General features: G+C 61.2%; 17 protein-coding genes and 2 pseudogenes. 11 read left to right on the top strand and 8 right to left on the bottom strand.

What is annotated here, in order from left to right; all coding sequences use genetic code 11:
- The first annotated feature begins 29 nt into the window (after positions 1-29).
- Entirely contained in the window at positions 30-1,025 is a 996-nt protein-coding gene (locus M5J09_RS05710; RefSeq protein WP_083280805.1) for a LysR family transcriptional regulator, read from the top strand.
- Entirely contained in the window at positions 941-1,564 is a 624-nt protein-coding gene (locus M5J09_RS05705) for a DUF6891 domain-containing protein (protein ID WP_070537258.1), read from the top strand. The genes M5J09_RS05710 and M5J09_RS05705 overlap by 85 nt, the downstream gene beginning before the upstream one ends.
- A 30-nt stretch (positions 1,565-1,594) precedes the next feature.
- Here the strand turns inward: M5J09_RS05705 and M5J09_RS05700 are convergent, their stop codons facing one another.
- The gene (locus tag M5J09_RS05700) at positions 1,595-2,248 is read right to left on the bottom strand and encodes a hemolysin III family protein (protein ID WP_042533436.1); all 654 of its coding nucleotides are present in this window, start codon (positions 2,246-2,248) and stop codon (positions 1,595-1,597) included.
- 291 nt (positions 2,249-2,539) lie between these two features.
- Here M5J09_RS05700 and M5J09_RS05695 point away from each other — a divergent pair, with 291 nt between their 5' ends.
- The 3 genes and pseudogenes from M5J09_RS05695 (at position 2,540) to M5J09_RS13295 (ending at position 4,832) form a co-directional block, all read left to right on the top strand.
- The gene (locus tag M5J09_RS05695; RefSeq protein WP_257157259.1) at positions 2,540-2,935 is read left to right on the top strand and encodes a hypothetical protein; all 396 of its coding nucleotides are present in this window, start codon (positions 2,540-2,542) and stop codon (positions 2,933-2,935) included.
- Positions 2,935-3,576 (top strand): alpha/beta hydrolase-fold protein, encoded by a 642-nt coding sequence (locus tag M5J09_RS05690; RefSeq protein WP_257157275.1) that lies wholly within the window; start codon positions 2,935-2,937, stop codon positions 3,574-3,576. Before M5J09_RS05695 ends, M5J09_RS05690 begins: the two co-directional genes overlap by 1 nt.
- Before the next feature lie 297 nt (positions 3,577-3,873).
- Positions 3,874-4,832, top strand: a pseudogene (locus M5J09_RS13295) (Abi family protein).
- Between the two features lie 77 nt (positions 4,833-4,909).
- Here the strand turns inward: M5J09_RS13295 and purL are convergent.
- The 3 genes from purL to purS are packed head-to-tail and all read right to left on the bottom strand — an operon-like array spanning position 4,910 to position 8,134.
- Positions 4,910-7,201 carry a phosphoribosylformylglycinamidine synthase subunit PurL gene (gene purL, locus M5J09_RS05675; protein WP_257157257.1) on the bottom strand — a complete coding sequence of 764 codons (2,292 nt, stop codon included), beginning with the start codon at positions 7,199-7,201 and terminating at the stop codon, positions 4,910-4,912.
- Positions 7,202-7,235: 34 nt separating this feature from the next.
- Positions 7,236-7,904, bottom strand: a complete 669-nt coding sequence (gene purQ / locus M5J09_RS05670; RefSeq protein ID WP_257157256.1) for a phosphoribosylformylglycinamidine synthase subunit PurQ — start codon at positions 7,902-7,904, stop codon at positions 7,236-7,238.
- Complete coding sequence (gene purS / locus M5J09_RS05665) at positions 7,904-8,134, bottom strand: phosphoribosylformylglycinamidine synthase subunit PurS (protein ID WP_039676532.1); 231 nt, start codon at positions 8,132-8,134, stop codon at positions 7,904-7,906. Before purS ends, purQ begins: the two co-directional genes overlap by 1 nt.
- A 228-nt stretch (positions 8,135-8,362) precedes the next feature.
- Between purS and M5J09_RS05660 the strand changes: the two genes are divergently transcribed.
- The 4 genes and pseudogenes from M5J09_RS05660 (at position 8,363) to M5J09_RS05645 (ending at position 13,598) form a co-directional block, all read left to right on the top strand.
- The gene (locus M5J09_RS05660) at positions 8,363-12,253 is read left to right on the top strand and encodes an ExeM/NucH family extracellular endonuclease (protein ID WP_257157255.1); all 3,891 of its coding nucleotides are present in this window, start codon (positions 8,363-8,365) and stop codon (positions 12,251-12,253) included.
- Positions 12,254-12,411: 158 nt separating this feature from the next.
- Positions 12,412-12,837 (top strand): annotated as a pseudogene (locus M5J09_RS05655) (transposase family protein); the annotation flags it as partial.
- 16 nt (positions 12,838-12,853) lie between these two features.
- Positions 12,854-13,231 (top strand): serine protease, encoded by a 378-nt coding sequence (locus tag M5J09_RS05650; protein WP_257157254.1) that lies wholly within the window; start codon positions 12,854-12,856, stop codon positions 13,229-13,231.
- Positions 13,182-13,598: a hypothetical protein gene (locus tag M5J09_RS05645; RefSeq protein WP_257157253.1), complete on the top strand. Its 417-nt coding sequence runs from the start codon at positions 13,182-13,184 to the stop codon at positions 13,596-13,598. Before M5J09_RS05650 ends, M5J09_RS05645 begins: the two co-directional genes overlap by 50 nt.
- 443 nt (positions 13,599-14,041) lie before the next feature.
- On the opposite strand, the gene M5J09_RS05640 is transcribed toward M5J09_RS05645, so the two are convergent.
- From M5J09_RS05640 to M5J09_RS05630, 3 genes are read right to left on the bottom strand one after another with little or no spacing between them, the layout of a single operon-like run.
- Positions 14,042-14,728: a DUF2334 domain-containing protein gene (locus M5J09_RS05640; protein WP_257157252.1), complete on the bottom strand. Its 687-nt coding sequence runs from the start codon at positions 14,726-14,728 to the stop codon at positions 14,042-14,044.
- A 60-nt stretch (positions 14,729-14,788) separates the two neighbouring features.
- Positions 14,789-16,897, bottom strand: a complete 2,109-nt coding sequence (locus M5J09_RS05635) for a S9 family peptidase (protein ID WP_257157251.1) — start codon at positions 16,895-16,897, stop codon at positions 14,789-14,791.
- A 9-nt stretch (positions 16,898-16,906) separates the two neighbouring features.
- Positions 16,907-17,764 (bottom strand): phosphoribosylaminoimidazolesuccinocarboxamide synthase, encoded by an 858-nt coding sequence (locus M5J09_RS05630; RefSeq protein WP_257157250.1) that lies wholly within the window; start codon positions 17,762-17,764, stop codon positions 16,907-16,909.
- A gap of 64 nt (positions 17,765-17,828) precedes the next feature.
- On the opposite strand from M5J09_RS05630, the gene M5J09_RS05625 reads away from it, so the two are divergent.
- Together M5J09_RS05625 and M5J09_RS05620 are read left to right on the top strand one after the other, a co-directional pair.
- Positions 17,829-18,644: a serine/threonine protein kinase gene (locus M5J09_RS05625; RefSeq protein WP_257157249.1), complete on the top strand. Its 816-nt coding sequence runs from the start codon at positions 17,829-17,831 to the stop codon at positions 18,642-18,644.
- The gene (locus M5J09_RS05620) at positions 18,644-19,921 is read left to right on the top strand and encodes a hypothetical protein (protein ID WP_257157248.1); all 1,278 of its coding nucleotides are present in this window, start codon (positions 18,644-18,646) and stop codon (positions 19,919-19,921) included. The genes M5J09_RS05625 and M5J09_RS05620 overlap by 1 nt, the downstream gene beginning before the upstream one ends.
- A gap of 92 nt (positions 19,922-20,013) precedes the next feature.
- Here M5J09_RS05620 and purB read toward each other — a convergent pair whose 3' ends face one another.
- The gene (gene purB / locus M5J09_RS05615) at positions 20,014-21,453 is read right to left on the bottom strand and encodes an adenylosuccinate lyase (protein ID WP_257157247.1); all 1,440 of its coding nucleotides are present in this window, start codon (positions 21,451-21,453) and stop codon (positions 20,014-20,016) included.
- Between the last annotated feature and the right edge of the window lie 21 nt (positions 21,454-21,474).

The raw sequence follows: 21,474 nt of genomic DNA, 5'->3' as shown, positions 1-21,474 counted from the left end.
AACGGGGTTACAATAAATGAATGTACCCCATGCGAAATAACGATAGTGATGAATTTTTTCCAGTTCGACGCGGCTACGTTCCCGACGCTCTAACAGTTGATGCGGTGCTTGCCGTTGTTCGGTATGGGGGTATGAATAAGGCCGCTCATCACTTGGGAGTCTCCCAACAAGTGGTAAGTACGCGTATTTCGAAACTTGAAATGCGATTAGGTCAACGCATTTTTTGGCGCGGAGCGGCGGGTAGCTTCACCACAGAGGCGGGGAGCCGGATCGTTCGCGTGCTCGAAGGTCTGCACGGTGCCCTAGACGAATGCGCGAGGGGTCTCGAAATTGCTGTAGGAGGAAGTCCCACCGAGGAAGTCAAACTGGTGGTTTCTCATACGATCGCCGAAGTGGACTATCCTCGCTGGGCTGCGGCCTATCAGCGTGCTTACCCGCATACCCATTTGCACATGCGTCAGCTCAACAGCCGGGAGGCGCAGAATCATGTTGTTCAAGGACATGCGGAACTAGCCATTGTTGAAGGCAACTGGGTAGCGCACGAGCTGCATCAGCGTGTAGTCGGGCACGATGAGTTGGTGGTGGTTGTCCCCGCAGCGCATCGCTGGGCTGACACGAAAAATCCCCGTCAACCAAGCGGTACTGAAGTTTCCACATCGGCTCCTGAAATAGCGGCGGTGACTAAAGAGGAGTTGCAATCTACGCCTCTGGTTTTGCGTGAGCATGGAAGTGGTACGCGCGAAGTTGTAGCCGATGTTCTGGGGATGCTCGCCTCGCCTGCGGGAGAGTTTGGTTCTCTGGGTGCGCAACGTACTGCCATAGGTGCTTTAGGAGCTCCTGGAATAATTGCGCGACGTGCGGTGGCGTCCCAGCTGGAAACGGGTGAGTATGTCGAAGTACCGGTGGCTGGTATTAGTTTTGACCGTCCGCTACGAGTCGTGTGGAGCTCGCAGAACCGACTTTCCGATCCTGCTCATCAGTTCCTGCGCTTTCTCGTGGACTACGCGGATGCGGGGAGGGCATAGCCCAGAGAACCCGCAGTCAGGCCAGGGGACGTGAAAACGACTTCTTTGAAGTCCTCGATGACCCGTCCGAGTGGAAAGCCAACCACGCGGAACCTTATCCAGAGGATTTCGACGGCATCATCGACGAAGTCGCCGCAGAATACCGCCGCCTCGTCACAGAAAAGTCGGAAGATGCTAAGCGCCTTGATGCCCTACACGACGAGCTCGCTCAGCGCGACATATCCTTCACATTCAACGAAGCATGGGATATGTCAGACGGAGCCTGGGTAGGCTCCGAGCTCGCTGAGGAAGAAGGCCACAGCGGTTATGTCTACTGCCACCGCCAGGACATCAGCCGGGCTATCTACAACGGCGAACTATACTTCGGTTTCTCCGCCATGGAAAAAAGCGAAGAGGCAACAATCAAAGTCGGCGAGCAACTCGTCGACGCCCTGCGCGCCGTAGGCTTTGCCCCCGAATGGAACGGCTCGACGAAAGCGCGCATTCTATGCCACGACGTCGCCCTCGAATTCCCCCTCGCGGACGACCTCACCGACTAGGCGCCCCCAAATGGTCAGCCCCTCATTCGGCTAGCCCGCAACAACCATCCAAATGGCTACCATGTGCACCACCGCCGCGGCAATCGTCGCGGTGTGGAAATGCTCGTGGTAGCCATACCACCGCGCATTGCGCCCCGGCCACTTGAAGCCGTACACCAAGGCTCCCAGTGAATAGACCACCCCACCGGCAAAGAGCAGCCACACCACGGCTGGCCCGGCGGATTCCCACAGGTTCGGCAGCAGCGGCAAAATAAGCCAGCCCAGCACGAGATACACCACCACATCCAGCCAGCGTGGGTGGTTAATCCACACCAGATTCAGGACAACCCCCATGATGGCTCCCACCCACGCCGCACTCAGCATCCACAGCGCCTGCGTGGGGTCCAGAACAATGGCACACAAAGGCGTGTAAGTCGCCGCGATGAACACCGAAATCGTCGCGTGATCTGCCCGCCGCCACCATTGCACCGCGCGCATGGATACCCACGGCCAGCGGTGATACAGCGCCGAGACCCCGAAGAGCCCCACCACGCCGACGCCGTACACCGTTACCGCAAGGCCCTGCCACCACGGAAGCGTCATCCACGCAAAGGTAATAAGGACCGTCGACGCAATGAGCGAAAGGATAGCCGCAAAGAAGTGCCCCCAGCCGCGCGTGAGGGGGCGCGGTCCGCGGTCTGCCATCCAGTACGAGCGCTGGATGCGGTGCTCGATCGTATCGCCGCCGCGCGCAGCGCCACCTTCAGCCGGAAAATCGTGCGGGGAAGATGTGTGAGCAATGGGTGCGTTCATAGTGAGGGGCCTTGCCTTGCCTGAGATGCGGGTCATGCGCATAACGCATTCACCTCCAAAACTTACGTGCCCGTAACTATACGGGTGAGGAACACTCCAGACAAGACTAAAAGCAAAGTTACCGCCGTATTTTCTACCGATTGCCACAGATCGAGAGCCCTGGCCACATACACTACGCACAGTATGTTTTCCTATTTCTCACACTCGCGCCGCACCACGGCTTTGCTCGCAGCCGCCATGGTGGCGCTGGGGGCGACGTCGGCAAGCATCGGCCCTGCCTCCGCACAGTCCAGCACGATCGGTGAGGCTTCCTCGCGCGTGACCAACCCGCAACCCTGGCTTGGCAACAAGCCTTTCATCACCTCAAAGCGCCACGTGCACGGCAACCACTGGGTGGTGGACGTGTGGTCCCCGGCCAACCGTGCGGTGATTTCCAATAACGTCCTCCTCCCCGCAGGCGATAAGCCCCGGCCTTCCTTCTATCTGCTGCCCGGAGTGGAGGGCGGCCAGGCGGGCATGAATTGGATGACCCACTCCGATATCGGCAGGTGGGCTGTGGGCAAAACGTCAACGTGGTGATGCCACTCGGCGGCGCCTACTCCCTCTACACCGATTGGAACGCCGACGATCCCATCCTGGGCGTCAACAAGTGGAACACCTACATGACCACTGAGTTGCCGCCGCTTATCGACGCCGAATTCCACGGCACCGGCCGCGATGCCATCGGCGGCATTTCTTCCACCGCTGGTGCCGCACTCGACATCGCCGGCCATGCCCCGCAGCGCTACAAGGCCGCTGCCTCCTATTCCGGCTGCCCGGTGCGCTCCGGCGCGATTGGTTTCCCCACCTCCACCGCGATGATTGCCTACGGCGGCGGCTCCTCCCTCAACGCGTGGGGTCTGCCAGGCTCCCCGCAATGGCTGGACCACGACCCCAATGCTAACCCCGCTCGCCTGCGCGGCGTTGAAGTCTTCGTAGGCTCCGCCTCCGGAACGCCGGGCCCCATCGATGGCACCACCAACCCCGCCCAGTGGCTCGGGCCCCACGCGGTAGAGATGGTGGCCAACCAGTGTTCGGAGGAATTTACACGCAACGCCCGCAAAGCCGGAGTGCGCGTGAACCGCTACTTCAGCCCCTACGGTTCACACACCTTCAACCTTTTCTCCCACCAGATGAAGCTGAGCTGGGATCAGACTATTGCCCGCGCTATCGGCGCCTAAGTTTTGACTGGTTGTCGCTTCACTGCAGACGCAAGCCCCCTTCATCACCACGACCACGGAATATACCCACTGTAGGTTTTGATTCCACTAACCCTCAGCTAAACAACTGGATCTTCAAAGTTCACGTTTGCCCGAAAAAAGGGATTGACGCATGTCAAGATTCTGCGGTAAAATTTTGGTTAATAGTTCAGCCCGCCCGGTTCCCTTCGGAAACACGGAGTGGGCTGGATCTCTATTTGCGCAGTGTCGCCAACACTGTCGCCGTGGCAACACATCCCACCTCTAGATTGGCTTTTCATGTCTTCTACGCTCAAGCCAGCAGCGACCATTGGCGAACACATTCTTCGTCTTCAAAGCCGCGGCATGAAGATCGACAGAGCTTTAGCTGAACAATGGTTTTCACACGTCAGCTACTACCGGCTTTCCGCCTATTGGTATCCGGCTAGACAGTTCACTGAAGACGGAACTAGCCGAATTAGCAGCTTCGTCGATGGTACTGACTTTGCCGACGTCGTCTCCTTATATGAAGCCGATCGGAAACTCCGTACCCTGATTCATGATGGTATGGAGCGAATCGAGGTTGCGATGCGCACCAAGATAATCGAGTTGCTGTGTGCTCGACACCCGGGTGATCCTACCTTCTACCTCAAATCAGACGACTTTCGGCCAAACTTTGACCACGTGTCGTGGCTGAGTACAGCGTACGGTCGGCTTGCGAGAGCAAAGAAGAGCGACGCCGTGAAGCACTACATTGATGAATACGGTGGACAGTATCCCATGTGGGTTGTGGCTGAAGTGCTCGACTTTTCGGACATTTCAAAGCTCTATGCAGAATTGGATCCAACGATCAACGTTCGATTTCGGAAGCGCTGGATATCAAAATCAACTTCTCTAGTTTGAATAGGAATCAGAAGCAAAGACTTACGAAGAAACATCCGCTGGCGAGTTGGCTCGAGCAGCTAACTGTCATTCGGAATACATGTGCCCACCATGGAAGGCTGTGGAATCGTTCATTTGCTCCGGCTCCAACTGAGGTTATCCGGAACAATGGAAACCTACACATCCTTCCAGAGAATCAAAGTGAAAAGCTATTCGGTGCTTTAATAATCATGGCGCATTTGCTGCGGACCGTGCCTCCCGGAACCACGTGGCCTGAAAAAGTAGTGGCCTTGTTAAATGAGCACTTCCTCACCAATCCTCTTGTCGAAAAAGCCAGTATCGGTGTTCACGGCAACTGGGATGGAGAAACACTTTAGATGACTCAGAAAACGGAAAAAGCCCGGCCGAAGCCGGGCTGATGCAGCGTCAACGCTGCTGAGCGGAACTGTGTGTTTTACTCTACGACGGAGTTGGCACCCACCGCGTGACCAAAGAGCAGCGGCAAGGTAGCAGACCAAGCCTCGCGCAGCGCGGCGACGGCAATGGATTCTTCGCCGAGCTCCAACTCGCCGCTATCGTTGGTCTGGCCGACGACGACGGCCGGTACGCCGCACTCCTCCGCGCGGTGCAGCAAGGTGTCGACGCGGTCGGCGGTCGTGGCCACGAGCACGCGGGAGGCGGACTCGGAGAAGGCCGCCACAAAGGCGTCCTCGTGCACCTTGGATAGGTCCAGGCTCAGGCCCACGCCGCTACGCTTGGCCATCTCAAATGCGGTGACGGCAAGTCCACCTTCAGAGATGTCGTGCGCAGCAGTCAGTCCTTCATTGCCCACGAAGAAGTCCGCGAGACGCTTCTCATTGGCCAAGTCCACCTGCGGCGGCAGGCCATTGAGTCCTGTATCCGTGTTGGCTTCATCGGCGCTGACCTGCTGCCAGATGGAGCCACCAAACTCATCCTTGGTCTCACCCAAGAGGACCAGCACTTCCGGCTCCTCAACAAGGCCGAGCTCGTTACCGATGGTCTTGTGAACGTCATCGATGACACCGAGGACGCCCACGACGGGCGTCGGCAAGATCGGCTCCTCACCGGTCTGGTTGTAGAAGGACACGTTGCCGCCAGAGACGGGGATGCCGAGTTCCACGGCGCCATCGGCAAGGCCATGCACGGACTCACGGAACTGCCACATGACGTCCGGGTTCTCCGGGGAACCGTAGTTGAGGCAGTTGGTGATGGCGACGGGACGGGCACCGGTCACGGCCACGTTACGGTAGGCCTCCGCCAGCGCCAGACGCGCGCCCATGTTCGGATCCAGCTTGGTGTAACGCCCAGACGCATCCGCGGAGACGGCCACGCCACGGCTGGTTTCCTCATCGATGCGCAGCACACCGGCGTTGGCGTGGTGGGACTGCACGGTGTTGCCGCGCACATAGCGGTCATACTGATTCGTGATGAAATCGCGCGAGCACAGCGCCGGGGAGGCCACGAGCTTAGTCAGCGCCTGCACGAGGCCGTGCTTCTCGACGCCCTGGAATTCCTGCAGCGCATCCTGCCACTCCGGGCGGGCGTAGGGGCGCTCGTAAACGGGGCCCTCGTTGGCGATGGTGTGGGCCGGTGCGTCAACGACGACCTCGCCCTGGTGGCGGATGATGAGGTGCTTGCCGGTGGTGACCTCACCAATCTCAGCGCAGGTAACGTCCCAGTGCGCACAGATTTCCTTGAACTTCTCCACGTTCTCCGGGGTCACCACGGCGCACATGCGCTCCTGGGACTCGGAGGCGAGGATTTCCGCGGCGGACATGTCCTTGGCGCGCAGCGGCACGTTGTCGAGGTTGATCTCCATGCCACCGTCACCGGAGGCAGCCAACTCGGACGTGGCGCAGGCCAGGCCCGCACCGCCCAAGTCTTGGATGCCGACGACGATGCCGGACTTGTACAGGTCCAGGCAGCACTCAATGAGAACCTTCTCCGCGAAGGGATCGCCCACCTGGACGGCTGGGAGCTTGCGCTCCGCACCGTCCTCGAAGGTGTCAGATGCCAGCACGGACACGCCGCCGATGCCGTCCAAGCCGGTACGCGAGCCGAAGAGCATGACCTTGTTGCCCGTTCCCGAGGCAAAGGCCAGTTTGAGATCCTCCACCTTCAAGGTACCCACACACAGGGCGTTAACCAGCGGGTTTCCCGCATAGGACTCGTCGAAGACGGTTTCACCACCAATGTTGGGCAGACCCAAGCAGTTGCCATAGTGCGAAATACCGTCGACAACACCGGGGAGAACGCGCTTGGTATCGGGGGCATCGGCAGCGCCGAAGCGCAGCTGGTCCATCACGGCAATGGGGCGAGCACCCATGGCCATGATGTCGCGGACGATGCCGCCCACACCAGTGGCCGCGCCTTGGTGCGGCTCCACGTACGAGGGGTGGTTGTGGCTTTCGACGCGGAAGGTCACGGCGTTGCCGTCTCCGATGTCGACCACACCGGCGTTCTCACCGATGCCGGCGAGGATTTTCGAGCCCATCTCTTCGGTCATGGTTTCGCCGAAGTAGCGCAGGTGCGTCTTGGAAGACTTGTAGGAGCAGTGCTCCGACCACATCACAGAGTACATGGTCAGCTCGGCGTCGGTAGGACGGCGGCCCAGAATCTCGCGGATTCGGGCGTACTCGTCGTCCTTGAGGCCCAGGTCGCGGTAGGGCTGTTCAATGTCCGACTGCTGGGTAGCCTGTTCAACGGTGTCGTTGTGTACGGTCATGGTTTCTCCTTGTTCCCTTTCAGGCGCCGGCGATTTAGGCCCTGGCCAGGGTGTTGATGGCGGACACAAACAAGCCCAGGCCGTCGGTGGACGGTCCGGTCAGCAGATCAATAGCGTGCTCTGGGTGCGGCATGAGGCCCACGACGTTGCCGGCCTCATTGGTGATACCCGCAATGTCATTGATGGAGCCATTGAAGTTCTCGGTGTAGCGGAAGACCACGCGGCCCTCGCCCTCGAGGCGCTCTACGGTTTCGGCATCCGCCTGGAAGCGGCCCTCACCGTGCTTGGCGGGGATAAGGATGCGCTGGTTCTTCTCGAACTCGCTGGTCCACGCGGTCTCCGCGTTCGCCACCTCGAGGTACGTGTCCACGCAGTGGAAGTGGAGGCCCTGGTTACGGGTTAAAGCGCCGGGCAGCAAACCGGCCTCAGTCAGAATCTGAAAGCCGTTGCAGATACCGAGCACCGGCATACCCTTATTTGCTGCATCGACGACCGCACGCATCACCGGAGCCAGCGCCGAAATCGCGCCGGAGCGCAGGTAGTCACCGTAGGAAAAGCCACCGGGGACCACGACGGCATCGACGCCGCGGAGGTCCTCATCCGCGTGCCACAGGGACACCACGTCGGCGCCGGCGGTGCGGGCAGCGCGGGCCGCGTCGACGTCGTCAAGCGTGCCCGGGAAGGTAATAACGCCGATTTTCATTACTGGATGACCTCGTAGTCCTCGATGACAGTGTTTGCCAGCAGCGTGGAAGCGACCTTCTCCAGCTCCTCGGCGCTCACGGAATCATCGACCTCAATTTCGAAGCGCTTGCCCTGGCGCACGTCGCTGACACCAGCAACCCCCAGGCGCCCCAGCGCGCGAACGACGGCCTGACCCTGCGGGTCCAAAATCTCGGCCTTGGGCATGACATTGACAACTACACGAGCCATGAAAATTTTGCCTTACTGTGCGTGAGTATGGGTGCCCTGCCAGTGTATCCCCCAACCCGGACAGTTTCGGAATCTTCAGGGGGTAAACACGCACTAAACGCCTCAAGAATTCTTGAGGAATCACACCTTAACCCCCAGCTCGCTCTCAGCTCTCCGGTATCGCACCAGCTACCCAGCAGGTAGAACGAGATGCACAATCACTCATCTCCCCAACTCAAGGATTGTCTCATGCATCTCAAGCGAATTGGCTCGCTCGCCATCGCCGCGCTGGTCTCCACCTGCGTGGTTGTTCCCCAGGCTACTGCCGCGGTGGATGGTTCCACCGCTGTCATCTCCGAGGTCTATGGTGGCGGCGGCAACAAGGGCGCCCCCTTCACCAATGACTTCATCGAGCTCTACAACCCGACTAACTCCCCCATCGACCTCACCGGCTGGTCTGTGGAGTACTTCTCTTCCAAGGGTAATTCTGGTGGAAAGACAGCTCTCTCCGGCTCCATCCCGGCCAGCGGGCACTACCTCATCCAGGAAGGTGGCGGCGGCACCGGTGAACCGCTTCCCACCCCGGATGCGGAGGGCAGCCTGAACATGTCCGGTTCCAAGGGCTCGGTCAAGCTGTACGACGCCTCCGGGGCCGAGGTTGACGTGGTGGGGTACGGCGCGGCGTCGATAAGCGAAGGCTCTCCCACCCCCAGCCTGAGCAACACGACCTCCGCACAGCGCAACGCAGCCGGCACGGACACCGACGACAACTCCGCTGACTTCAGCACGGGCGCCCCGACGCCGGCGTCTACCGGAGGTGGGGCGACCACCCCAGCACCAGATCCAGATCCGACCCTAGCTCCGGTCGAGCCGGGCGCTACCGTCACCATCCCGGAGATCCAGGGCACCGGCGCGGAGTCCCCACTCAAGGGCCAGAACGTCACCACCCAGGGCGTTGTCACCGCCGTGTGGCAGGGCGAGAAGTCCCTCAACGGTTTCACCATCCAGACCCCGGGCACGGGCGACGCCGCACCGGCAGAGGCCTCTGAGGCAGTCTTCGTCTACACCGGCGGCACCGGCTTCTACCCAAAGATTGGGGAATCCGTCGAGGTCACCGGTTCCGTCGACGAGTACTACGGCCAGACCCAGGTGGTTCTCGCCTCAGGATCCGTCCTCGAGACTGCACTCGATCCCGTAACCCCGCTTGCCATCGATGCCCTGCCGGAGGGCGACGAGGCTCGAGAGAAGCTCGAGTCCATGCTGCTCAAGCCGGGCGTGCACACAGTGACGGATAACTACGGCCTTAACCGCTACGGCGAGTTGGGCCTAGCCCCGGGTACGGAGGCGCTGCGCCAACCTACCGACAAGTTCGCGCCTGGCTCCCCGGAGATGCACGCCCTCGAGGAGTCCAACGCGGCAAAGTACGTCATTCTGGATGACGGTTCCACGCGTGACTTCACCCGCGACGGTGCCTCCACCAAGCTGCCGTACATCATGCAAAACGGCTCGGATGTGAAGACCATCCGTACCACCAACCAGGTGGAGTTCGCCGAGTCTGGCGTTATCTTGGGCTACGGGCACGACCAGTGGCGCTTCCAGCCCACCACGCTGATTACCGGTGACTCCGCCACCGCTGACCTGCCAATCACCTGGGATCCGGCACGCCCGGAGGCCCCACAGGTGGCCGGCGATTACACCGTTGCTGCGTTTAACGTCCTCAACTTCTTCATCAACCTGGGTGAGGACAACGGTGCGAAATCCTACAAGGACCGCTTTGGCAACGGCGTGGGTTCTGACAGCGGTACGTTCCGCGGCGCGTGGTCTGCCTCCGCATTTGAGGACCAGAAGGGCAAGATCCTCACTGCGCTGGAAGGACTCGACGCCGATGTCATCGGCCTGTCTGAGATTGAGAACGCCGCCAACACCGTGGGCGGTTCCTACGATGACGCCGTGAAGTACCTCGTGGGCGAGCTCAACTCCCGCGCAGGTTCCGAGGTGTGGGATTACGTCAAGGCTCCGGCAAACTCCGCGGCGGACACGGATGTCATCCGCACTGCGATCATCTACAAGAAGGACCGCGTCGAGCCAGTAGGTGAGGCCACCTTGCTGGAGGACGAGCGTTTCAAGGGCACCGCCCGCACCCCGCTCGCTGCGGAGTTCAAGCCGGTTGCTGATAAGTGCGCTGCTGAGGGTCCGGATTCCTTCGTTGTGGTCACCAACCATTTCAAGTCCAAGGGTTCGGTAGCTAACGGCGACAAGGACACCGGCGATGGCCAGGGCAACAACCCCAACGTGCGCAATGCTCATGCCCAGGCTGTCCTCGATGGCTTGTCCAAGCAGCCGCAGTGGCAGGAGAAGGCCACCTTCGTCATGGGTGACCTGAACACTTACTCCAAGGAAGACGCCATCTCGATCTTCCGCAACGCGGGCTACACCATCCCGGTCGAAGAGCTGAACCCGGAGTCTGAGTGGCAGGCCGTCGCGTCCTATCAGTTCTCCGGCCGCATCGGCTCCCTCGACCACATCCTGGCCAACAAGCACGTCGACGCGCAGGCTGCGCAGACCTGGAACATCAACTCCGACGAGCCGATTGCCATGGAGTACTCGCGCCGCAACTACACCGGCGGCGATGTCTTTGAGGCCGACAACCCGTACCGCTCCTCCGACCACGACCCGGTGAAGGTGGGCTTCAACCTCGGCACCGTCGAGCGCACCTCTGACCAGCTTCAAGGCTGCGACATTCCCGAGCCCAAGACCGTTGCTGACGTCGCCGTGCTTGACGACGGCACCCTCGAAGTCACCTACACCGACGGCACCACCAAGAACCTCGGCAGCGTCGCCGGCCCCAAGGGTGACAAGGGCGATGCCGGCCAGGACGGCCAAGACGGCGCCGACGGTAAAGACGGCCAGGACGGTAAGGACGGCGCTCAGGGCCCGAAGGGTGACAAGGGCGATGCCGGCCAGGACGGCCAAGACGGCGCCGACGGTAAAGATGGCCGTGGCATTGAGTCCGTAGCGACCGACGAGAACGGCGACCTCATCATCACCTACACCGACGGCACCACTGTCAACGCCGGCAAGGTCGTTGGCACCGACGGCCAGGACGGCGCCCAAGGCCCGAAGGGCGATAAGGGCGATGCCGGCCAGGACGGTAAGGACGGTAAGGACGGCGCCGACGGTAAGAACGGCCGCGGCATTAAGTCCGTGACTACCAACGACGAGGGTGACCTCATCATCACCTACACCGATGGCACCACGGAGAACGCCGGCAAGGTTTCTGGTCCGAAGGGCGACAAGGGTGAGCCGGGCAAGGACGGCCGCGGTATCGAGTCTGTTCGCATCAACGACAAGGGTGAACTCATTGTGACGTTCACTGATGGCGAAGAGCAGAACGTGGGCAAGGTCGTCGGCTCCGATGGCAAGGACGGCCAAGACGGTGCCGACGGTAACGCTGGCGGCAAGGGCGACAAGGGCGACGCCGGCCAGGACGGTAAGGACGGTGTCGACGGTAAGGACGGCGACAAGGGCGACGCCGGCAAGGACGGTAAGGACGGTGCCGACGGTAAGGACGGCCGTGGCATCAAGTCCGTGACGACCAACGACAAGGGCGAAGTGGTCATCACCTACACCGACGGCACCTCTGAGATTCTCGGTACCCTCGCCGGCGCGAAGGGCGACCAGGGCGCTCCGGGCCGCGATGGCTTCGATGGCGCACCAGGCCGCGACGGCACCGATGGCCGCGACGGCGCAAACGGTAAAGACGGCAAGGACGGCCGCGGAATTAAGTCCGTGACCACGGATGCCGACGGTAACCTCGTCATCACCTACACCGACGGCACTTCAGAAACCGTCAAGTCCGGCGACAAGCCAGCCGCCCCGGCAGGTGGTTCCTCTGTGAGTGAGCGCTGCTTGCCGACGGTCCTCGGCCTCACCATCCCAGCAGCACTCGCCATTCCGCTGGCTTTCCTCGGCAGCTTCGGCGCAAAGCTCAACATCCCAGGCCTTGAGCCAGTGAAGAAGCAGATTGAGTCGCTCACTCGCAATTTCCCGCGTGAGGCTCAATACGCCGCTGGTGGCATTGGTCTGCTGGCTGCACTTGGCATCATCGCCGCAGCCTGCGCACCGACCGACTCTGAGTAAAACGCTCTCCTGAGTTTAATGGCTCTTCCAGTTTCGGAGTGCGTAGCGAGGTGAAGTTAGCCACGACGGGTTCAGCGGGTCACCACAACATATAGGGGTCCCTGGTGTGAAGATGAAAGTTCCTACACAACCATCTAAACCCACCAGGGACCCGTACTGTGAAGCCTACTGGAAACCTCGTCGCCGACACTATCTGCCGTACCGCGGAAATCGGTCTTGCCATCACCGGTGCCGCTGACGCCGGACCACTGACCATCATTGAGGCCACACCAGTAGCCGTTATCGGCGTGTGCCCGGACTGCGGACAGCCAGGAAAGCTGCGCGACCACACCACCCGTCGACTCGTTGATCTTCCTGTCGTCGGATTCCCCACTAGGCTGCACGTAAAAGTCCCTAGATTCCGGTGCACAGCCACCTCATGTAAGAGAAAGATCTTCCAAGAATCTTTAACCTGCGCGGATGACGGCGCCAAGCTCACTTATCGGGTTACCCGCTGGATCTTGCAGCGCCTTGCTATTGATCGGATGAGTGTGTCGGCTACCGCCAAAGCACTCGGTGTGGGATGGGATCTGGTCAACCAAGTCTTCCAGCTGGTTTGAAATGAAACCGAGCGATACTTCTTCCGCTTTCTCTGGACAAAAAGTAACTGTCACCGGTTTTCCGGCAGAGAAGGGTAAGAGCCTGATTCGCGACTACGGACAACTGTGGACAATGAGCAGAATCCTTCAGCCAGGAACCCAAACTCGACTCTGCTATAACTTAGACACCACGGGCGGACAAAGCGGTTCGCCGGTCTATACAACAGACAACGCTGCCATCGGCATTCACACACATGGCATCAGCGCGCTCGGCTACCCTGAAAACAGTGCCCTACGTATCAGCCCAAGCATGCTAAATACCTTCAACGACATTAAGGAGAGCCAAAACAATGCAACCACCGATCCCGGTTCCAACTCAGGTTCAAGCTCTAATCAATAACCCCAGTAATCTTCTCGGACTCATTGGTACCATTCTGGGCATTATTTCCCTAGTTGTTGGAATCAGTGTAGGCCAAGGTCTCCCCGACGATGAGCAGTCCAAGCCCAATGCAGGAGAATCAACGATTCAGGTTGTAACCTCCAGTGGTAACCCGGCAGGCGAATGTAGGCTTATTGGTCTTTCGCAGGAAAAGGTACACACGACTAATGCCAATGGCGTGTACTTCTACGCGTTGGAACCTGGTTCACATACCATCAACGCAACTTGTTCGGGGCTTTCCAGCCTTTCCTCCGCGCGAGTGCTCGAGGGTAGTCAGGAAGTAACTGTCAATGACGAGCCGGTAATGGTAAAGATTGTTGTTAAGTAGATTGGCCCTAATTCCCTTGGTTCACCTTCAATGCACATCGCGATGATCTGTTTGAAGCTAGCCACAAGAACTGGCTTTTCCAAGTAGAAGTTGACGCAACACCACCGAGTCGTGGCGTCTCCAACACCCCATGTAGTACCGAGTACGCGCTAGACGCCGCCAACAGTGCAGCCGGACACCCGCCAGCATTACTGACGGAGCTTCATGCCACTTCCTCACTGACCCGCGACGCCGGAATTCTCGTCTCTGCTCACCCAGGTCAAGCCCCTCATCAAGAGGGGCTTTTCTCGCTCCGGTTGTGGGTGGGGCAATTGAAACCTACGTCCACTACCGCAATTCGGGGATTGCGCTCGTGAAACACGCAACCAGCACGCCCGACCGGTTCGCACACTTACACCGCGTCTACATTGGCCACACCCGCCAACCAGAAAGAGGCCGGTGGGCTATTCGGCGTGCGTAAAGACGGAATAGTCAGCAGGACGAGCGCCTGCGGCGGCAGCGCGCTCAGCGGCCTTGAGGAAGTCGGCAACGACCTTACGGTCATCAAGATTGCGGCCGGAAATCGATAGACGCACGGTATTGCCGCGCTCGGCGGAGCGTTCCGCGGCGCGGATGATGTTGCGACGCCACCACTTGGCCGAACCAAAGCCCTCACCAAAGGATAAGTTGCGGGCTTGGTGGAGCTCGCCGGAACGCAAGTCGTGGATACCTCGGGTGGAGGCAGCGAAGTCGAAATTGAACTCGGGAAGGACAGTGAGCGTGCCTTCCGACATGCGCCAGCGCGGCGGCGCAAAAATAGTGGGCTCGAAGCCGATCTTTGCCATTTGACGCGTCGCCCCCTTGAGGCGCAGGCGTGCCTCGTGCGCATCAAGGTTGGCAAACTCCGCACGGCGGCCCTGAACTGCCTGGTCAAAGCCATTGAGAATGAGCACTCGACCCGACTCAGCTTCCTCGCGCAGCCATGCCCGCGTGGAGGCGTCCTTAGCCAGGTGCCAGTTGCCGTCAATATGTGGAGCGACCAGGAGGGACACCGGGATGTCCGCCTTGTCGAACGAGGCAAGCAGGCCGGAGGCCTGGCTTCGGGTGTCGTCAAAAATACTGGAAATCGAAACCAGAAGGTGGCCATGCATAAGGAAAATTATCGCACAGCCACCGCCCCGGCGCGCGCCGAGTGGGGCTGTGTTATTCGGTTAGGCCTCAGCACCCGTGGCTTGGTTAATCAGCCATGCATACTCAAACGCACTCTGCTTCCACTTGGCATAGCGGCCCGACACACCGCCGTGGCCAGCAGCCATTTCCGTTTTGAGGAGGATCTCGCCGCCGGTGGCAACCTCGCGCAGTTTGGCCACCCACTTCGCCGGTTCCACGTAGAGCACGCGGGTGTCATTAAGCGAGGTCAGCGCCAGGATATTGGGATAATCTTGCGCCGAAATGTTCTCATACGGCGAGTACGAGGCCATGTAGTCGTAGACCTCTGGGTCATGGAATGGGTCTCCCCATTCCTCCCACTCCACCACCGTCAGGGGCAACTCCGGCATGAGGATCGAGGTCAGTGGGTCGACGAAGGGAACGTTGGCCTGAATGGCCTTAAACCTGTCCGGTGCCATGTTGGCCACCGCGCCCATGAGCAGGCCACCGGCGGAGCCGCCTTCAGCCACCAAGGTTTCCGGCGTGGTCACACGGCGCGCGATGAGGTCGTCGGCCACCGCAATGAAGTCGGTGAAGGTGTTCTTCTTGGACAGCATCTTGCCATCGTCATACCACTGGCGGCCCATCTCCCCGCCACCGCGCACGTGCGCCATGGCGAAAATCATGCCGCGGTCCATGAGGGACAAACGGAAGACCGAGAAGTACGGGTCCATGTTCGCCTCGTAGGAGCCATAGCCGTAGAGCAACGTCGGGTTCGGCTGCGTGCGGTCGAGGTCCGCGCGGTGCACGATGGACACCGGCACCTTCGTCCCATCAGGCGCTTCAGACCAGACGCGGTAGGCCACGTACTCATCCTTGTCATAGCCGCCAGGGACTTCCTGTTCCTTGAGCAGCGTGTACTCCCCGGTGGCCACGCGGTAATCAAAGAGCTGGGCTGGCTGGATGAAGGAGGTGTAGCTCACGCGCAGCACCGGCGCGTCCCACTCGGGGTTGCCGGCCACGCCGACGGTGTAGAGCTCTTCGTTGAAGTGAAGCTCGCTGAACTCCGCCCAACCCTGACGCACATCCATCACCGCGGCACGGCCAATGCCGCCGCGGCGGTAGCCTACAACGATCTGGTCACGGTAGCAGTCCACGCCCTCCAGACGTACGGTGTCATCGTGCGGCATGAGCACGGTGAGATCACGCAAAGACGGCAGCTCCTCAGACACGGGGCAATAGCCCAGCTCAAAATTGGGACCGGTGACATTGTGGGTAACTACCCAATAATCGGCGCCGCCCACCACTGCGTGGTCGACGTCGTAGTCCACACCGGTCTCGCGTTCCCACAAAAGGCGGAACTCGCCTTCCGGGGAAGACTGCTCAAGCACCCACGCCTCGCTCGTAATCTTCGAGCCAGACACGATCATGATGTACTTATCGCTGCGCGTCGTGCCTACGCCGATGCCGAAGCGCGAATCCTCCTCGCGCATAACCACGACATCCTCCGACTGCGGGGTTCCCACGCGGTGGCGCCATACGGTGTCCGGCCGCCAGGCGTCATCGACGGTGGTGTAGAAGATGTACTCCTCACCTACCCAGGTCGCTCCGTAGAAGATGCCTTCCAGACGGTCTTCCAACAGCTCCCCTGTACGCAGGTCCTTGATAAACAGCTCAAAGCGCTCATCACCAGCCACGTCGACGGAATAGGCCAGCAGGTCCCCGGAATCGCTCACCGTGGAGGCACCTAGGGCAAAGAAGTCATGGCCTTCGGCGAGCGCGTTGACGTCGAGAAGCACCTGCTCTCCCTCCGGCGCACCCTCCTCCGGGATGGTCGGCGGTGTCCACGGATCGGAGCCTTCCGACACCGGGATGCGGCAGCTGTAGCCGTACTCCTGCCCCTCCTCGGTGCGGCCGTAGTACCAGTACTTACCGCGGCGCTGGGGCACGGACATGTCCGTCTGCTTGATGCGGGACTTGACCTCGGTGAAGATATTCTCCGTCAGTGTGTCCAAATGCGCGGTGCGCTCGGCGGTATACGCGTTCTCTGCCTCGAGGTACGCACGGGTCTCCGGTGCGTCCTTTTCGCGTAGCCACTCATAGTCATCGACGAAGCTACGTCCGTGAAATTCGCGGGTTACCGGGTGTTTGGCGGCAATCGGTGCGCTCATGCAAGCTCCTTACAAGGTCGTTCCGGACAGGCGTTCAAAGGCCTCGACGTAGCGGGCGCGGGTGGCCTGGACAACGTCCTCCGGCAGGCGCGGCGGCGTGGACTCCTTGTCCCAGCCGGAATTGGTGAGCCAATCGCGCACGTACTGCTTGTCAAAGGAGGGCTGGACCTTGCCTTCCTCGTAGGTATCAGCCGGCCAGTAGCGCGAGGAGTCCGGGGTGAGGACCTCGTCAGCCAGGACGAGGGTGCCGTGCTTATCGACGCCAAACTCGAACTTCGTATCCGCCAAAATGATTCCCTTCGCCTCCGCCAATGCCGCGGCCTCGGAGTAAATGCGCAGGGTAGCCTCGCGCAGCTCCTCGGCGCGCTCGCGGCCCAGCTTGTCCACGACGACGTCGAAGGAGACGTTTTCATCGTGGTCGCCCTGCTCCGCCTTGGTGGCCGGGGTGAAAATGGGGTCGGGCAGGCGGGAAGCCTCCGTCAGGCCTTCTGGAAGGTCGACGCCACACACGCTGCCGGATTCCTGGTATTCCTTCAGGCCGGAACCGGTGAGGTAACCGCGGGCAACACACTCGAACGGCAGCATGTCCAGCTTCTGTACGACCATGGCGCGGCCGAGGACCTCCTCTGGGATGCGCTCATCATCGAGCGGGCCCGCCAAGTGGTTAGGGAAGTCGATGGCATCGAAGAAAAACTTCGACGTCGCCGTGAGCACGCGGCCCTTATCGGGGATGGCGGGCTCGAGCGCATAGTCAAAAGCGGAAATGCGATCGGAGACCACCATGAGCAGGGTGTTGTCGTCGATGTCGTAAATATCGCGTACCTTGCCGGAAGCGATGTGGGTGTAGGAAGAAAGTTCTGGACGCATGACATCCATCCTAGCCCCGTCTACACTGCTTCAAGATACGTCCCTATCCCGAGGAGCCTTAGCCATGCGTACTCGTCTGACCTCCCTTGTTACCTCCGTTGCCGTCGTGGGCGGCGCCCTGTCTGTGCCCGCTGCGCACGCAGCCGATGTCTCCGTGCGCGAGTCCGCCCACGGCCAGTGGCTGTGCACAGTCTCCCCCTCGGCCGCCGACCGTGAGCTGGCGCGCGACGTTCGCGCCGGCTACATCGCCACCATCCGTGCGACCTCCGAGCAAATTCAAGCACAGTTTCCGAAGCTGGACTTCTCGGCGTACACCTCGCGCGATGTGAGCAAGGCTCCAGGCTATGCCTCGACGGTGGCGGCGCTGGGCAAGGCCGGCTACACCGGCGCGGACATGCTCATCATTTTGGTTGGCGCGTCGGCCCCGGAAGCACTCGTGGCGGACGAGTCGGTGCTGCTGCCTGACGACGCCGAGTATTCCATCAATGCGGCTTCCGCCCGCGCGGAGAAGGGCCCGGCACCGCTCCTGTCAACGGGTAGTGATTTCAGCCCCACCCTCCGCGCCGCTTTGGCGGAGAACCAGGCACAGGAAAAGGAGGCTGTCTCTGCCTTCAACGCCGCCCAGGCGCAGGCCTTTGCCGAGTGTGTTTCTGAGCTGCGCGGACGCGGAGCAGAAGAAGGTATCCAGGAGGTGCCCGAGCTGACCATTCCGGGCCAGACCACACAGGAGAAGAGCTCATCTACGGGTGCCGCCGTCATCGGCGTCATGGTGGCGCTCACCGCGATAGTGCTTGGCGGCTACCTCGCCTCCAATGGCAAGTCCATTGGCAGCTTCGGCGGCTTCGAGCTGCCGGTTCTGCGCGTGCCGGGACTCGGCTAATGGCGGAGAACCCACCTGCAGAGCACGAGGATGAACTCGCCGTCGTCGTAGGTGAGGAGGGCGCCCTCATCCTCGGACCTGAGTCCACACTCGAGCGCCTTTCCGCCGGTGTCGATGCCGATTCCTCTCCCATCACGCCGGAGCTGCTGCACCGCGCGAGCCAAGCTCTCTCGGGAATTGAGCGCTACCAGAAGGAATCAGGGCGCTGGCTCAAACTGGATGCGGACTCCGCTAACTACCTCAAGCGCATGGGTATTAAACCGGGCGATGTCCGCACTGGCGTCATCCGTGCGACAGACGTGCCGCGCGGCGCTGCATCGCACACGGGCGGCAGCGTGCTCAAGCACCTGACCTTTGACAAGGCTGGGCTGCTCACCCCTGCGGCGCCCATGGTGATGGCGTCGATGGTGCAGCAGGCGGCCGTCGAAAAGCAGATGGCGCAGATGCAGGATTACCTGGAGCGCATCGACTCCAAAATCGACTCGGTTCTGCGCTTCCAGCAGGATTCCTTGGCGGGCGATATTGACGGCGTTGCGGAGACGCTCGCGGAGGCCGCCCTCATTCTGGACGGCACCACTTCGGTGACCGATACGCAGTGGGCCACCGTGCAACACGTCAGCGCTGACTTGGCGAAACTGCAAGGCCAGGTGTTGCGCCACCTCACTGCGGTGGCGGAACGCATGGCGCAGTCGAAGACCTCACCCAGCAAGGTGCGCGAGACTTTCCAGGAGACCAACGACGACGCGCGTTTCTGGCTCTACGAGCTCGCCCGCACCGTGCAGCTGCAGAACCAGATGTACGTGCTCCAGCTCAACCGTGTCAACGCCGTGGAAGGCGAGGCCGCCACTGACTACGCCGCTGCCGTGGCCCGCGCGCGAGACAAGCGCGCTGCGCGGCTTCTGGAGACCCTGTCCGGGATTGCCCAGAAGGCACATGAGCTGGGCAGTTTCTCGACCTTCCGCAAGGCCATCGACTGGAACTCTCCCCGCGCCGTCGACGAGGTCAACCGCTTCTTTGGGCAGCTCCGTGACTTTTCCGAGGCTGCCAACCTCACTGTGGACGGAGCCGAGGACCTCGAGGAGGTCCGGCACCTCGACGCTGCCCGCGAGCTCACCGCCTCCGGCATGACTACGGCGCGCGAGGCTGCCGACGCCGCACAGCAACGCGCCGCCGGGGCCAGCGACACCGTAGCCCACCGCGCGCGCCAGGCATGGGGAGCAACCCGCGACGCACTCACAAGGGCCGCCCGCGATGCTGAGGTACGTTTTCGTAAATAGAGCCTCAAAAACTCACGTTTGAGAAGGCTTGTCTGCGAAAACGTACCGCGCCGGGTCGCCCCCTGCACAGGGGATACCCCTGGCGGCGTGGGTTAGAGGATGTCGCCCGGGGTGTAGGCAGCGGCGTGCGGGTGCTGATCCGCCAGTGCCTTGATGCGGCCGAGGATCTGGCTGACCTGGGACTCGGCCGCGCCGATGAAGGCATGCTTGTCAGAGAGGGCGGCGTCGAGCGCAGCAGCATCGAGCGGCAGGCGCTCATCCGCAGCCAAGCGCTCCACCAAGTCCTGCTCCCCGCCGTTCTCGCGCATGTTCAGAGCCACAGCCACGGCGTTTTCCTTGATGACCTCGTGCGCGGTCTCGCGGCCCACGCCCGCGCGCACCGCCGCCATGAGGATACGGGTGGTAGCCAGGAACGGCAGGTAGCGCTCCAGCTCGCGGTCAATCATGGCGGGGAAGGCGCCGAACTCGGCCAGAACCGTGAGGAAGGTTTCAAACATGCCGTCGAGGGCGAAGAAGGCATCCGGAAGCGCGACGCGGCGCACCACTGAGCAGAACACGTCGCCCTCGTTCCACTGCTGGCCGGACAGGTCCGCCACCATAGTGAGGTAGCCGCGCAGGATGACCTGGAAGCCGCCGACGCGCTCGCAGGAACGAGCGTTCATCTTGTGCGGCATGGCAGAGGAGCCAACCTGGCCCTCCTTGAAGCCCTCCGTTACCGTCTCGTTGCCAGCCATGAGGCGAATCGTCGTGGCCAGGGAGGACGGGGCCGCGCCGAGCTCCACGAGGGCGGAGACGGCATCGAAATCGAGGGAACGCGGGTAAACCTGGCCCACCGAATTGAACACGCGGGAGAATCCCAGGTGGTCCGCAATGCGCGTCTCCAAGGCGGCAAGCTTGTCCTCTGATCCACCCATGAGGTCGAGCATGTCTTGGGAGGTGCCCATCGGGCCCTTGATGCCACGCAGCGGGTAACGGCCCAGAAGAGACTCAACGCGCTCGATGCCCAGCAGCATCTCATCCGCGGCGGAGGCAAAACGCTTGCCCAGCGTCGTGGCCTGCGCCGCCACATTGTGCGAGCGGCCAGCCATAACCAGAGTCTGGTACTGCGCAGCGCGCTCACCGATGCGGGAGACCACCGCGATGGCCTTGTCACGAACCAGCTCTAGGGAGCGCAAGATCTGCAGCTGCTCCACGTTCTCTGTCAAGTCGCGAGAGGTCATGCCCTTGTGGATGTGTTCAAAGCCGGCGAGGCCGTTGAACTCCTCAATGCGGGCCTTGACGTCATGGCGCGTGATGCGCTCGCGCTCCGCAATGGAGGCGAGGTCGACGTTGTCCACCTGCGCCTCGTAGGCGGCAATGGCCTCGGCTGGGATGTCGACGCCGAGGTCTTTTTGCGCGCTCATCACCGCGATCCACAGCTGGCGCTCCAGGATGATTTTGTGCTCTGGAGACCAGATTTCAGCCATCTCGGGGGAGGCGTATCGAGCGGACAGGACGTTGGAAATGTTCTTCTTTTCAGCCACGTCGCTCATTATTCCACGCCGCCCCACCCC

It is taken from the genome of Corynebacterium sp. BF-R-2 (genome assembly GCF_024586525.1).
GTDB classification, from domain to species: Bacteria; Actinomycetota; Actinomycetes; order Mycobacteriales; family Mycobacteriaceae; genus Corynebacterium; species Corynebacterium singulare.
The sequence above is the reverse complement of the archived record's forward strand: the minus strand, read 5'-3'. Positions and strand labels throughout refer to the sequence as shown.